Origin of the sequence: Nocardia gipuzkoensis (assembly GCF_021183645.1) — a bacterium.
GTDB lineage: Bacteria > Actinomycetota > Actinomycetes > Mycobacteriales > Mycobacteriaceae > Nocardia > Nocardia abscessus.
Genome location: NZ_CP089225.1, coordinates 2,053,628 through 2,066,904 on the forward strand (window position 1 = coordinate 2,053,628; position 13,277 = coordinate 2,066,904).

Genomic DNA, 13,277 nt, shown 5'->3' on the forward strand with positions numbered 1-13,277 from the left:
TTTACCGCCGAGGAGGACCATGAACATCACCGCTTCCGTCATCTCGCTCAACGTCCCCGACCCGGTCGCCTCGGCGAAGTTCCTCATCGACCACTTGGGGTTCGAGGAGAAGATGTCCGCCGACGGGTTCGTCTCGCTGGGCCGCGACGATGCCGGGCTGAACGTCGTCTACCTGCGCACCGGATTGGCGAGCTTCAAACCGAAGAGCGCGGCGGGCAGCGCGGGCGAGGGCCTGCTCGTCGCCTTCGTCGTCGACGACATCGATGCCGAATACGCCCGCCTGCAGGGCGAGGGAGTGCCGATCGTGACGCCCATCGAAACCGAGGAATGGGGCGAGCGGTACTTCCAGATGAGCGATCCCAACGGGATCATCATCCAGCTGGTGCAGTGGGTGTGAGCTGGGTTTGATTTGCAGCGCCTGCGGCGCTGCGTGCTCGGTCTCGCTTCGCTCGAAACCTGGGGTTGGGGTGCGCTGGGCGGCATGGAGCGGAGGCCGCCGGATCCGGGCTTCAGCTCGCGAGACCGGGCTGCGCTGATCATCTTCGGTAGCAGGTCCCATCGCGGAGGCGGCCGCCGGAAAGTGCCCGAAGAGCATCGGGCAGGGAAGTGCGGGTGGCTTACCGCGACCACCAGCGCGATCTGCCACACGTCCCGTGCCCGCGCGGGAGGACGGGTTGCCGATGCCGACCATCGGTTCTACCGAGGGGCGCAGCCGCAGCGGAAGATGCCGACGGGCACCACGGCGGCCCTGGGCGGCAGGAGCGGGCAGCGCGTGAGCGGAAGGCTCAGCCGAGCGCTGCGCGGAAGACCTCGACGGCCACGGTAGCCGGTCTGCCGAGAAGTTTCTCCAGATCCCCGGAGCGCACGTCGAGAATGCCCGCGGCGATGCCGGTGTCGGCGTCGGCGAGCGCCTTCGCGTAGGGCTCCGGCAGCCCGGCCTGGATCAGCGCGGCGGCGTAGTCCGCTTCGGGCAGGTCCTCGTAGCGCACCGGCTTGCCCGCGGCTTCCGAGATCGCCTGCGCCAGATCGGCATAGGTGAGCCGTTCGCCGCCACCGAGTTCGTATATCCGGCCCGCGTGACCATCGGTGGTGAGCACTCGCGCGGCCGCCTCGGCATAGTCCGCGCGCGCGGCGCCCGCCACACGCCCCTCGCCCGCGGCTCCGTGCAGCACGCCCGACTCCACCGCGTGCGCGAGGCCGCCCGCGTAGTTCTCCCAGTACCAGCCGTTGCGCAGCAGGACGTGCGGCACCGCCGACGCGGCGAGCACCGCCTCGGTGGCCCGGTGCTCCTGCGCGAGGATCAGCGGGTTGTCGGTCGCGCCCGGAATGCTGGTGTAGGCGAGCAATTCGACCCCCGCGCGCTCGGCCGCGCGAATGATATTGGTGTGCTGCGCTACTCGCGCGCCGAACTCGTTGCCCGAGATCAACAGCAGCCGGTCGACGCCGTCGAGCGCGCGCTCCAGCGCGGCCGGGTCGCCGTAGTCGGCCTGGCGGACGTCCACGCCACGGTCGGCCAGGTCCGCCGCCTTGCGCGGATCACGCACGATCGCGACGACCGGCGTCGACCCCGCGCGCACCAGTTCCTCCACCACGAGTCGGCCCAGCTGCCCACTGGCCCCGGTCACGGCGACGGTCATGACTACCTCCCAAAACTTTGTACGAATCCGTAAGCACTAACTATTCGTAAGTACTATGCATTCCGTAGCCACTGCGGTCAAGTTGGGTACGATGGCTGTCATGACCACCCAGCACGACGTCTCGGCCGAGGCCGACGACCCGACGCTGGAAGCCGACGTCTTCGCCCGCAACTGCACCTCGCGGCCGGTCCTGCAGAATGTCGCCAGTCGCTGGGGCACCCTGGCGCTGGTCGCGTTGCGCGAAGGCCCGTACCGGTTCAGCGCCCTGCGCAGGCGGGTCGACGGCGTGAGCGAGCGCATGTTGTCGCAGACCCTGCAGGCATTGGAACGCGACGGAATGGTGCATCGGGAAGTGCTGGAGACGATTCCGCCGCGAGTCGAATACACCCTCACCGAACTCGGCGCGGAGGTGGCCGCACACCTGGAGGCGCTGATCCGGCTGCTGGAGATCAACATGCCCCGCGTGCGCGAGGCGCAGGCGGCCTACCACCGCGACTGACCCACGACCGGGAAGAGACCGGCGTCACCAGGGGTTACACGGGCATGGAACTCGCCGCCGCAGTCGATTTCGCCCGCGACCACCGCAGGTCCGTGCTCACCACGATCCGCCGCGACGGACGCCCGCAACTGTCCAACGTGCTACACGTCGTCGGCGCCGACGGCCGCATCCGCATCTCCATCACCGCCGACCGTGCGAAGTATCACAACCTCGTCCGGGACCCGTGGGCGGCACTGCACGTCACCCGCGAGGACTTCTTCGCCTACGCCGTGCTCGAAGGCACGGTAGAACTCACCCCGGTGGCCGCCGCGCCCGACGACCCGACGGTCGACGCGCTCGTCGACTACTACCGCACCGCCAACGGCGAGCATCCCGACTGGGACGAATACCGCAACGCGATGGTCACCGACCGCCGCGCCCTGGTGCTGTTCACGCCGACCCACGCCTACGGCATGCTCCCGACCGGCTAGCTGAACGATCCCTGCGGCATGAACTCGACCGGGCGTGGCCGACGTCGTATCGCAGCAGGCCGCTTCGCGAGTCCGGGCTCGACTCGGCAGGCGAGCTCGCGGAGCACTCCGGCGCGACAGCGGGTGCGCATCCACCGCCGGCGTCGGGGCGGCTGACTCGACTCGCCCGCGATGGCGGCTCGGTCGCACACCGGAGCGGCCGGATCAGCGCGACATCAAATCGGAGACGGTGACGAATTCGTATCCGGCGGCACGCAATTCGGCGACGATGCGGGGGATGGCGGCGATCGAGGGGTCGGCGTGCCCGTGCATGACGTGCAGCAGGACGATCGAACCGGGGCGGACTTTGCCGAGGGTCTCGGCGACGATGTCGTCCGCGGTGGCGTCCGCCCGGCCCGAATCGGGCTCGACGTCCCACGTCACGGTGACCCGGTCGTGCTCGGCGAGGTAGTGCGGCAGCACCCACAGCTTCTTGCCGTAGGGCGGACGGAAGGTGATCGGGCCCGCGTAACCGGTTTTCCTGATTTCGGCGTCGGTGCCCTCCACTTCGTCACGGACCGTGCCGGGCGTGACGAAGACCATCCGTCGATGCGTATAGGTGTGGTTGCCGATCTCGTGGCCCGCCGCGGCGATCGCCCTGCCGTGCTCCGGGTGCGCGGCGAGATCACGGCCGTTCAGGTAGAAGGTGGCCGGAACCTGTGCGTCGGCAAGGACTTTCAGCACGTCCGGCGCCCGATCGGACGGCCCGTCGTCCAGGGTCAGCGCGACCACCCTGGCGTCGGTGTGCACCCGGCTGACCACGTGCCCGGCCAACTGGAAGGTGCGCGCTTTCATCAGGTAGAAGGTGCCCGTCCCCAGGAGCACCACCACGACGAGCACCGGCACACTTCCGATCAGCCACCTGCGAAACATGCACGCTGTATAGCAGATCGTCCGAGCCCCCGCCGAGGGCCGACCGCCCTACCGGCGCGGAAACCACTGCCCGACAGACGAAAAGGGCGTGCGATCGATGATCGCACGCCCTTTCACCGCGAGAGGATCAGAAGTTGATCATGTGGCCGGCCAAGCCGTGGAAGGCTTCCTGGAGGGCCTCGCTGAGCGTCGGGTGGGTGTGCACGTTCCGGGTCAGCTCGTTGACCGTCAGATCCCACTTCTGCGCGAGGGTGAGTTCGGGCAGCAGTTCGGAGGCGTCCGGGCCGATGATGTGCCCGCCGATCAGCTCGCCGTACTTGGCGTCGGCGATGAGCTTGACGAAACCGGTCGGGTCGCCGAGTCCGTGCGCCTTGCCGTTGGCGGTGAACGGGAAGGTCGCGACCTTCACGTCGTAGCCCTCGTCGCGCGCCTGCTGTTCGGTCAGGCCGAAGCTGGCGACCTGCGGCTGGCAGAAGGTAGCCCGCGGCATCATCCGGTAGTCGCCGAACGGGACGGTCTCCGCGCCCGCGATGGTCTCCGCCGCGACCACGCCCATCGCCTCCGCAACGTGCGCGAGCTGAAGCTTCGCGGTGACGTCGCCGATCGCGTAGATGTGCGGCACGTTGGTGCGCATGTAGTCGTCGATCCCGATCGCGCCGCGATCGGTGACCTGCACGCCGGTGGTCTCCAGGCCATAGCCGTCGACGCGCGGCGCGAAGCCGACGGCCTGCAGCACCTTGTCGACGGTGACGGTCTCGACCGAGCCGGACTTGTTGTCCTTGATCGAGACGGTGACCTTGGCGCCGTCGTCCTCGATGGACTGCACGGCCGCACCGGTGGTGATGGTGATGCCGAGCTTCTTGTACTGCTTGGTGATCTCCTTGGAGACGTCCGCGTCCTCGTTCGGCAGCGCGCGGTCGAGGAACTCGACGATGCGCACGTCGACGCCGTAGTTCTTCAGGACGTAGCCGAACTCCATGCCGATCGCGCCCGCCCCGACGATCAGGATCGAGCCGGGCAGGTCACGGGTGAGGATCTGCTCCTCGTAGGTGACCACGTTGGCGCTGAGCTGGGTGCCGGGCAGCAGCTTGGTGACGGTGCCCGCCGCGATGATCGCGTTGTCGAACGTGACCGTCTCGGTGCCGCCCTTGCTGAGCTCGACCGACAGCGAGTTCGGGCCGGTGAAGGTGCCCTTGCCGTCGAACTCGTCGATCTTGTTCTTCTTCATCAGGAAGTGGACGCCCTTGACCCGGCCGTCGGCGACCTTGCGGCTGCGGTCGAAGGCGACCCCGAAATCGAAGGTCACCTCACCGGAGATGCCGAAGGTCTTCGCCTCCTTGGTGAAGATGTGGGCGAGTTCGGCGTTGCGCAGCAGCGCCTTGGACGGGATGCAGCCGACGTTCAGGCACACACCGCCCCAGTATTTCTGCTCGACGATCGCTGTTCGCAGGCCGAGTTGAGCGGCGCGGATCGCGGCGACGTATCCGCCGGGACCAGCACCGAGAACGACGACATCGTAGTGGGAAGTCACGAACCGAGCCTAACTCTGTAGCGGGAAGTTCACCCACCCATCCCCCACCACAGTGAGGCGTGGGCCACACCCGACCGGCGGACTCCCGCGAGCGGGAAGAACGGGTGCGCCTGTGCCGTTAGCATGCCCCGTGAGCAGCCGTGTCGATCCGGTCTCGGAGCTGTCTTCCGGCAGCGGCGCAACACCGCCGCCGAACCCGCTGGACGGGACCGCTTCCACCCACCTGACCCGGTTGGTCCGCGACGCCGCCCGAGCCGCCGGAGTCTCCGCCGAGCGGCTGGCCGCCGTCCCGGGTACCGACGACGCGGCGCTCGCGAGTGAACTGAACCGGATACCCCTCCACTCTCTGGCGCGGCTGTGGGACTTGCTCGCCCGGACGAGAACCGGGCCGGGCGCCGGTGTGGCCGTCGCCGCCGCCGCACCGCTCGGCACCCTCACCACCTGGGACTACCTGCTCGCCAATGGTCCGACGCTGGCGGATTCGCTGCGCGCGGCACAGCCGTATCACCGCCTGGTCACCGCGGCCGAGGAGGGCTTCGACCTGACCCACGAACGCGCCCTCACCGTCGGCTTCCGCACCACCGCGCCGGACCCGGAGGCGGTCGCGGTGATCAACGAATACGTGCTCGCCTACTACCTGCGCAGGGCCCGCGAAGCCACCGGTCGCCCCGTCATCCCGGAACGGGTCGCCTTCAGTCGCCCCGCGCCGCCCGACCACCGCGTGCTCGCCGAAGCCTTCGGCACCGACCGCATCGACTTCGGCGCCCCGGTCGACGAGATCACCTTCACCGAGGCCGACGCCACCGCACCGCTGGTCCGCGCCGATCCCCTGCTGGCGGAGCTGCTGCGCAGCCACGCCGACCTGGTAATGGCCACCGCACGACCGATCCCGGGACCGATGGAATCGTTCCGGCTCACGCTCGCCTCGGCGATCGCCGACGGCGACGCCTCGCTCGGGGCCGTTGCCCGCCGACTGGCGGTGAGCACCCGCACTTTGCAACGCCAACTGGCCGAGCAGAGCACCACGTGGCGCGCGGAATACGATCGCGCCCGCTACGAGCAGGCGCGCACCCTGCTCGCCGAGGGACGATTGACCACCGCCGCGATCGCAGGGCGGCTCGGGTTCACCGACGACCGCGCATTGCGCAAGGCCTATCGACGGTGGAGCGGCTCGCCGCCGTCCCAGGCCAGAGGGCGATAGCGCCCACCGCATCGAAACCGGCAACCGCGGCAATGCGGTGGAGCAGGCGGTCCGCCCCGCGACAGACCTGGCACGTCGCGCAGCGGTTCGGCGCGCAAGGACCGGTTGGTGGCGGCGCAGGACCTGGGAACGGAAGCGGAGCGCTCATAGCGTCATCGGTACCGGATCGCACCCGTGCGAGTCCCGAAGGAAGTCGCTCCGCGGAGCTTCGGAAAGGCACCGTCATGACCGAGACCACCTCGACCCTCCCGATCACCTCGCGTGAGTTCCAACTCGCCGCACGGCCGGTCGGCGCACCGACCGCCGCGAACTTCGCCCTGGTCGAACGGCCGATACCCGAACTCGCCGAGGGACAGATCCTGGTGCGCAACACCTGGATGTCGGTGGACCCGTACATGCGCGGACGGATGGACGACCGCCCGTCCTACATCCCCCCGTTCCAGGTGGGCGCGGCGCTGGAGGGTTCGGCGCTGGGCGAGGTGATCGCGTCGGCCGCCGCGGCCCTTCCGGTGGGTACCACCGTCACCCATTTCGCGGGCTGGCGCGACTACTCGGTGGTCGACGCCGCCACCGCCGCACCCGTGGACACCTCGCTCGCCGCACCGCGGCACTACCTCGGCGCGCTCGGCACCACCGGCCTGACCGCGTACGCGGCGCTGACCGATGTGGCGCGGGTCGAACCCGGCGACACCGTGTTCATCTCCGCGGCGGCGGGCGCGGTCGGCAGCGTCGCGGGGCAGATCGCCAAGGCGCTCGGCGCGGCCCGGGTCATCGGGTCGGCGGGCGGCGCGGCCAAGACGGCGCTGCTGCTCGACGAATTCGGCTTCGACGCCGCCATCGACTACCGGGAAGGCGATCTCGCGGGCCAGTTGACGGCGGCCGCTCCCGACGGCATCGATGTGTATCTCGACAGCGTCGGAGGAGAACACCTGCGCGTCGCGGTGGAGGCCATGCATCCCAAGGGCCGCATCGCGCTGGTCGGCGCCATCAGTGGCTACAACGGAGCCGCCGCGGACCCCGGCCCGGACCTCTACCTCGCCGCGACCAAGGAACTCTCCCTGCGCGGCATGCTGGTCACCAGCTACTTCCCGATCTTCGGCGAGTACATCGCCAAGGCCGCAGGATGGCTCGCCGACGGCACCCTACACACCAAGGAAACCGTCTACACCGGTCTCGACCAAGCCCCCGCCGCCTTCCTCGGCGTCCTCTCCGGCGCCAACATCGGCAAAATGCTCGTCCGCCTGCCATGAGCGCGAGTGGCACATGGCCGTGGCGGAACGCGAGTAGACCCTCCGGCGATGTGCCACTCACGGAGAGCCCGCGGGGCGTGGGGGTCAGGTTCGCCAGACTTGCTGGGCGATGCGTAGGAAGTTTCCGCCGAAGACCGCTGTTCGGTCGGCTGGGGTGAAACCGCGCCGGGCCAGCACTTCGTCGAGGCCGGGTCGGTCGGTGGCGCCGGTCAGGTCCTCGGGTGGGACCCATTGGAGTGGACCCCATCTGGTGTACGCCTCGGAGAAAGCGCCCGGATTGTTCCGCATTTCGGCGTTGAAGTCCTCGGCGTCGAACGAATAGTCCGAGCCGATCCCGATGTGCTCGATCCCGACCAGCTCGGCGCCGTACTCGATGTGCCGCGCCATCGCCTCGATCCGCTCTGCGCGCTCGCCGACGGCATTGCGGCCCAGGAAGATTCCGACGCCGTTGATCCCGATCACACCGCCGGTCGCCGCACAGGCCCGCGCCTGTTCGTCGGTGATGTTGCGCGGGTGTTCCCACAGTGCGGCGAAGTTCGAGTGGCTGTAGATCATCGGGACCACGCTCAGCTCGGCCAGCTCCAGTCCGGTGCGCCGGGAGCAATGGGAGCCGTCGGCGAACATCCCGACTTCGTTGAGGGTGTGCACGAGGTCGCGCCCGTATCCGGTGAGCCCGGTGTCCTCGGTGTCCAGGCATCCACAGCCCGCGGCGTTGGCGTGGTTGTAGGCGGGCAGCAGCGATCGCACGCCGAGGTCGTAGAACCGCGCGACGTTGTCCAGGTCGCCGCCGAGCGGGCCGGAGTCCTCCAGATCGAACGCGAGCGCGATGGTGCCGGACGCTCCGATGTCCTCCACGCCGCGGACGAGACGAAACCGGCCGTCCGCCGACGCGGCGCGGCGAAAACGATCCAGCAGCGCCAGGGAATCCGCGGTCGACTGACGCGAATATCCGACGTTCACCGACAGGTACGATCCGGCCGGATAGCGCGCGAGGTCGCCGATGCGCGCGGCGGGCGACAGCGGTAGACAACAGTGCTGTTCCCAGAGAAACGGCGGCAACCTGCGACCTCCTGGTCGGATCGGCATCGGAGCAGCGATCCTACTGTTCAGGCCGTGCCAGCGTCGGCACCACAGCAAACTCCGAGCCGCCGAGGTCCCGCCCGACGCCCGAGTTGTCCGGCTCACCAACGCTTTTGGGTGTTGCGACCTGCGTAACAGCGCATCCCCGAGGTCCGATGCATGTTATACATCAATCCCCTGTGCCCCCGAAGGCGGTGCGACCATGCGTCGCTTGCTTCTGCTGTTGTCTTCCCTCGTGACATTCGCCGGTCTCTGGATCGCGCCCGTCCCCGCGTCCGCCGCTCCGGAATGCGCCTCCGGTTGGGGTTCGATACCCAAGGTGAGCCAGGCCCGAACGCTCGCGCCGCTGACCGGCGTGCGCTCCGGGCGGCACGACTGCTTCGACCGCCTGGTCTTCGACGTCGCCGGGCCCGTGCCGGGTTACCACGTCGGCTACGTCGAGCGGGTGGTCATGGACGGCTCCGGCGCACCCGTGGCGCTGCGCGGCGAGGCGTTCCTGAGCATCACGATCAACGCGCCCGCCTACGACGACTCGTTCACCCCGACCTGGCACCCCGCGAACCGGGCCGAACTCGCCGACGTGCGGGACTACCGGACCTTCCGTCAGGTGGCCTGGGCCGGTTCCTTCGAAGGCCAGACCACGGTGGGTCTGGGCACGCGCGCCCGGTTGCCGGTCAAGGTGCACACCCTCGATGGACCGGGCGCCGGATCGCGCGTCGTTGTCGACGTAGCACACTCCTGGTGAACCCGCCGTGCGCGGCTGGGCCACAATGTGGGGATGAGCGGCGTTGAGCAGAATGTGACCGACCCCTACCTCTGGCTCGAAGAAGTGTCCGACGAGCGTGCCCTGGACTGGGCCCGCGCGCACAATGCCGTCGTGCGCGCCCGCTTCGCCGACTCCGATCGCTTCCGTGAGCTGGAGCGGCGCATCCTCGACATGCTCGACACCGACACGAAGATCGCCTACCCGGCTCGCCGCGGCCCCTGGCTCTACAACTTCTGGCGGGACGCCGGTCACCCCCGCGGCCTCTGGCGGCGCACCACGTTCGCCGAGTACGCCGAAGACGCGCCGAACTGGGACGTGCTGATCGACCTGGACGCGGTCGCCGCTGCCGAGGACGAGAACTGGGTGTGGGGCGGGGCCGCGGTGCTGCGTCCGGAACAGTCCCGGGCGCTGATCAGCCTGTCGCGCGGCGGTGCGGACGCGAAGGTGGTCCGTGAGTTCGACCTCGAACGCAGGGTGTTCCTCGACCCGGCCGACGGCGGCTATTTCCTGCCCGAGGCGAAGTCCGAGATCCGCTGGATCGACATCGACTCGGTGTACGTGGGCACCGACTTCGGTCCCGGCTCACTGACCGATTCGGGATATCCGCGTATCGCGAAACTGTGGCGCCGCGGCACGCCCTTGGACGAAGCGGAAACCGTCTTCGAGGGCGAGCCCGGCGACGTCGCGGTCTCGGCGGGCTACGACCGCACCCCGGGTTACGAACGGCACTACGTCGGCCGGGCCACCGACTTCTTCAACGAAGAGGTCTACCTGCTGGCCGACGACGGCACACTGCGCCATCTCGACCTCCCCAGCGATGCCAGCGAATCCTGGTACAAGGACTGGCTGCTGGTGCGGCTGAAGTCGCCGTGGGAGGTCGGCGGCGCGAGCTACCCCGCGGGCGCCCTGCTGGCCGCCGACTTCGAGAAATTCCTGGCCGGCGCACGGGATTTCGAGGTGATCTTCACCCCGGACGCGCACACCTCGCTGCACGGTTACGGCTGGACCGAGAACCACCTGCTGCTGGTCACCCTCGAGGACGTGCAGACCAAGCTCTACGTGCTGACCCCCGGCGCGGACGGCTGGCGTCGCGAGCCGCTGGCCGACACCCCGCCGATGGCGACCACCAGCGTGCTGAATCTCGACCCGCTGGAGGGCGGCGACGAGTTCATGCTGAACACCAGCGGTTTCACCACTCCGTCCACGTTGCTGGCCAGCGCGGTCGGCGGGCGCACCGAGCGGCTCAAGCAGGAGCCCGGATTCTTCGACGCCGACGGGGTCGAGACCGAGCAGTTCTTCGCCCGATCCGACGACGGCACGCCGGTGCCGTACTTCGTGATCCGCCACCGCGACCGCACGGACGGTCCCGGGCCGACGGTGATGTCCGGCTACGGCGGGTTCGAAGTATCGCGCACCCCGGGCTACAGCGGCGCCTCGGGCATGGGCTGGCTGGAGCGCGGCGGAACCTGGGTGATGACGAACATCCGCGGCGGCGGCGAGTACGGGCCGCAATGGCACACCTCCGTGCAGAAAGCCAACCGGCACAAGGTGTACGAGGACTTCTCCTCGATCGCCGCGGATCTCGTCGCGCGCGGTATCACCACCGCCGACCAGCTCGGCGCGGTCGGGGGCAGCAACGGCGGGCTGCTCATGGGCGTGATGCTGACCCGCTACCCCGAACTGTTCGGTGCGATCGTCTGTCAGGTTCCGCTGCTGGACATGAAGCGCTACCACCTGCTGCTGGCGGGCGCGTCGTGGATGGCCGAGTACGGCGATCCCGACGAGCCGGAGGAGTGGGAGTACATCGGCAAGTACTCGCCCTACCAGAACGCTCGTGCCGACCGCGCCTACCCGCCGATCCTGCTCACCACCTCGACCAGGGACGACCGGGTGCATCCCGGCCATGCCCGCAAGATGGCGGCGCTGCTGGAGGAGCAGGGCCACGAGTTCTGGTACCACGAGAACATCGAAGGCGGCCACGGCGGCGCGGCGGACAACAAGCAGTCGGCCTTCCAAGCGGCACTGATCTACGAGTTCTTCACCCAGATGCTGATCGAGCGACGCGCCTGACCACAGCGCCCAGCCGGACGTAGTCCGCCACCCGCGCACGGCCGGAGCGAAGCCGGAGGTACGCAGATCGACCCAGCCGGACGTCGTCCGTCATTGACCCGCGCATGGCCGGAGCGAAGCCGGAGGTACGCAGATCGACCCAGCCGGACGTCGTCCGTCATTGACCCGCGCACGGCCGGAGCGAAGCCGGAGGTACGCAGATCGACCCAGCCGGACGTCGTCCGTCATTGACCCGCGCATGGCCGGAGCGAAGGCGGAGGTACGCCTCAGCGGTCCCGCAACCACTTCTCGATCTGGTCGACCGTGCTGCCGCACTGCCGGATCCAGCCGTTGTGGCCCAGCGGTTCCGGTTGCCGCCAGCGCGTCACCTCGGCGTTGGGCAGCTTCTCCAGCAGGTGCTCGGCGGAGCTGGGCGGAGTGAGGTCGTCGCCGGTCATCGTGATGGACAGCACCGGGAGGCGCAGCCGCGCGATACGCTCCTCGTAGTCGATGTCCGCGCCGACCGGCACGAACCGGCCGGTGCGCGCCAACCGGGCCCAATCGGAGATCAGTACCTTGGACTGGCGGCCGAAACCCATCGCGACCCGGTCGCCGGGCCAGAAGCCCGCCAGGTTGGCCGTCAGCGACATCGCCGCGGTGCCCACCAGCATGCCCGGACTCGAAAGTCCGCGGTAGCCACGGTAATACGGGGTGCCGGACGCGATCAGGATCAGCCCGCCCAGCCTGCCCCGGATGCGCGCGGCGTACATGACGCCGAGCTGGCCGCCCATACTGTGACCGAGCAGGTACGGCGTGCTGTCCGGGAACTGCTCGCGCACCACCTCGAAGATCGCCGGGAAATCCACCGAGACCAGCTCGTGGTACCCGAAGGTGCTGCTGGAACTCGGCTTCGGCCTGCTGTCGCCGTTGCCGCGCATCTCGCCGATAGCCACGTCGAACCCGCGCTTGGCCAGGGTCGAGGCGAACAGTTCGTAGTAGCCCGCCGGAACGCCGAGCCCCGGCACGATCACCAGGACCGGGCGCGGTGCGTCCGGGGTGACCGGATGCCGGTGCGCACCCTCGGCGGGGACCAACCGCACCGGTACCGTGGTGCCGTCCGGCATCTGGATCGGAACTGTCTGCATTCCCGCACGTTACCGCGCTCCCGGCGCCCGGTCCCGCAGGCCGGAAAGCTATGCGCGGACCGCGCCGATGATCACCCTGCTCAGTACCCGGATCACGTCGTCGAGCGGCGGGCGCGGGTCCGCGCCGCTCCACGAGTCGACCACGTAGTTGACCGCGCCGATGATGGCGAGCATCCTCATCTCGTAGTCGCCGGTGGGTATCTCACCGTGCAGCGCGGCGTCTTCGGCCGCGCCGGCCAGCAGCGAACCCCACTCGCGGCGCACCGCCAAGCGGAACTTCTCCACCTTCGGGCCCGCGCCGACCACTTCGACCAAGGCGACGCGTGCCTTGCGCGGATCGGATCCGATGGATTCGACGTAGGCGCGCACGGCGGCGTCGATGACCTCCAGCGACTTGGCGCCGGACTTCGCGTCCAGCGCCTTCTTCACGGCGTCGCGCGACTCCCGGTCGATCTGCTCGTAGAGCTCTAGGAGTAGGGACTCGCGACCGGTGAATTCTTCGTAGAACTGCCGCGAGGACAGTCCGGCGTCCTTACAGATGGCGCCGACCGAACTATTGGCGTAGCCGTCCCGCGCGAAGACCGTCAGGCCTGACTCCAGAAAACGCGCACGCCGCTGACGCTGCCGGTCCTCCACGGGTTGCCCGGCATACATTCGACCCGTATTCGCATCCTGTGACATCGGGGCAGACAATACAGAAGGGCCCGAACTCATCGTCACCGATCGGGCCCTTCGTT

Annotated in this window: 13 protein-coding genes; 7 read left to right on the top strand and 6 right to left on the bottom strand. The window is 68.9% G+C overall.

The annotated features are described in order from the left end of the window. Positions 1–19 precede the first annotated feature (19 nt). Entirely contained in the window at positions 20–397 is a 378-nt protein-coding gene (locus tag LTT66_RS09420; RefSeq protein WP_233065987.1) for a VOC family protein, read from the top strand. A 388-nt stretch (positions 398–785) separates the two neighbouring features. On the opposite strand, the gene LTT66_RS09425 is transcribed toward LTT66_RS09420, so the two are convergent. After that, a complete protein-coding gene (locus tag LTT66_RS09425; RefSeq protein ID WP_233065988.1) occupies positions 786–1,637 on the bottom strand; it encodes an SDR family oxidoreductase in 852 nt (283 codons plus the stop codon). Between the two features lie 100 nt (positions 1,638–1,737). Between LTT66_RS09425 and LTT66_RS09430 the strand changes: the two genes are divergently transcribed. Both LTT66_RS09430 and LTT66_RS09435 read left to right on the top strand, forming a co-directional pair. Next, the gene (locus LTT66_RS09430) at positions 1,738–2,136 is read left to right on the top strand and encodes a winged helix-turn-helix transcriptional regulator (protein WP_195066372.1); all 399 of its coding nucleotides are present in this window, start codon (positions 1,738–1,740) and stop codon (positions 2,134–2,136) included. Positions 2,137–2,180: 44 nt separating this feature from the next. Continuing rightward, positions 2,181–2,606: a PPOX class F420-dependent oxidoreductase gene (locus LTT66_RS09435; RefSeq protein WP_233065990.1), complete on the top strand. Its 426-nt coding sequence runs from the start codon at positions 2,181–2,183 to the stop codon at positions 2,604–2,606. A gap of 204 nt (positions 2,607–2,810) precedes the next feature. Here LTT66_RS09435 and LTT66_RS09440 read toward each other — a convergent pair whose 3' ends face one another. Together LTT66_RS09440 and lpdA are read right to left on the bottom strand one after the other, a co-directional pair. Next, complete coding sequence (locus tag LTT66_RS09440; protein WP_233065992.1) at positions 2,811–3,518, bottom strand: polysaccharide deacetylase family protein; 708 nt, start codon at positions 3,516–3,518, stop codon at positions 2,811–2,813. Positions 3,519–3,645: 127 nt separating this feature from the next. After that, positions 3,646–5,049: a dihydrolipoyl dehydrogenase gene (gene lpdA / locus LTT66_RS09445; protein WP_195097229.1), complete on the bottom strand. Its 1,404-nt coding sequence runs from the start codon at positions 5,047–5,049 to the stop codon at positions 3,646–3,648. Positions 5,050–5,179: 130 nt separating this feature from the next. Here lpdA and LTT66_RS09450 point away from each other — a divergent pair, with 130 nt between their 5' ends. Both LTT66_RS09450 and LTT66_RS09455 read left to right on the top strand, forming a co-directional pair. Next, on the top strand, positions 5,180–6,250 hold the full coding sequence (locus LTT66_RS09450; protein ID WP_233065995.1) for an AraC family transcriptional regulator: 1,071 nt from the start codon (positions 5,180–5,182) through the stop codon (positions 6,248–6,250). 224 nt (positions 6,251–6,474) lie between these two features. Beyond that, positions 6,475–7,500 (top strand): NADP-dependent oxidoreductase, encoded by a 1,026-nt coding sequence (locus LTT66_RS09455; protein WP_233065997.1) that lies wholly within the window; start codon positions 6,475–6,477, stop codon positions 7,498–7,500. Positions 7,501–7,584: 84 nt separating this feature from the next. Here the strand turns inward: LTT66_RS09455 and LTT66_RS09460 are convergent, their stop codons facing one another. Further along, the gene (locus LTT66_RS09460) at positions 7,585–8,559 is read right to left on the bottom strand and encodes a dipeptidase (protein ID WP_233065999.1); all 975 of its coding nucleotides are present in this window, start codon (positions 8,557–8,559) and stop codon (positions 7,585–7,587) included. 223 nt (positions 8,560–8,782) lie between these two features. Between LTT66_RS09460 and LTT66_RS09465 the strand changes: the two genes are divergently transcribed. Then, positions 8,783–9,325, top strand: a complete 543-nt coding sequence (locus tag LTT66_RS09465) for an AMIN-like domain-containing (lipo)protein (RefSeq protein WP_233066001.1) — start codon at positions 8,783–8,785, stop codon at positions 9,323–9,325. A 33-nt stretch (positions 9,326–9,358) separates the two neighbouring features. After that, complete coding sequence (locus LTT66_RS09470) at positions 9,359–11,416, top strand: prolyl oligopeptidase family serine peptidase (protein ID WP_233066003.1); 2,058 nt, start codon at positions 9,359–9,361, stop codon at positions 11,414–11,416. A 266-nt stretch (positions 11,417–11,682) separates the two neighbouring features. Here LTT66_RS09470 and LTT66_RS09475 read toward each other — a convergent pair whose 3' ends face one another. Both LTT66_RS09475 and LTT66_RS09480 read right to left on the bottom strand, forming a co-directional pair. Further along, a complete protein-coding gene (locus LTT66_RS09475; RefSeq protein WP_181720731.1) occupies positions 11,683–12,540 on the bottom strand; it encodes an alpha/beta hydrolase family protein in 858 nt (285 codons plus the stop codon). A 48-nt stretch (positions 12,541–12,588) separates the two neighbouring features. Continuing rightward, positions 12,589–13,221: a TetR/AcrR family transcriptional regulator gene (locus tag LTT66_RS09480; protein WP_043699260.1), complete on the bottom strand. Its 633-nt coding sequence runs from the start codon at positions 13,219–13,221 to the stop codon at positions 12,589–12,591. Between the last annotated feature and the right edge of the window lie 56 nt (positions 13,222–13,277).